Annotated in this window: 1 protein-coding gene; it reads left to right on the forward strand. The window is 72.7% G+C overall.

Annotated elements, in window-relative coordinates; translation table 11 throughout:
• A partial coding sequence (locus tag E1292_RS50640) for a hypothetical protein (protein WP_220447478.1) occupies positions 1–491 on the forward strand: 491 nt, incomplete at both ends.

Here is a 491-nt window from a genome sequence, read left to right on the forward strand (position 1 = left end):
TCTACTACTACGCCAGCACCCAGCACGGCGGCGCGGGCGGCGTGGAGAGCATCAGCTACGCGCCCTCGCGCACCGTCTATCCCGCCGGTACCGTGGTGCACTTCAACGACACCTTCCGCGCGCTCTTCCTCGCGCTGGAGGACTGGGTGGTGCGCGGCACCGAGCCGCCGCCGAGCCAGGTGCCGCGCATCGCGGACGGCACGCTCGTGCGCCCCGCGCAGGTGGCGTTTCCGGCCATGCGCGGGCTGACGTGGAACGCGGGCGGCGTGCCGGCGCAGATCCCGGATTTCCGCTACCTCGGCCGCTACAACGACTTCACGCTGCTGGACTTCGGCCCGCAGTACCGGGCGCAGGACGAATCGGGCATCGCCACCGTGCAGCCCCCGCGGGTGGTGGGGCGCGACTATGCGATCCTGGTGCCGCAGGTGGACCCGGCGACGGGCCTGGCGAAAGCCGGCATCCAGAGCGTGGAAGCGCGCGCGCCGCTGGGC

This window comes from Nonomuraea deserti (genome assembly GCF_004348685.1).
In the GTDB taxonomy this organism is placed as follows: domain Bacteria; phylum Actinomycetota; class Actinomycetes; order Streptosporangiales; family Streptosporangiaceae; genus Nonomuraea; species Nonomuraea deserti.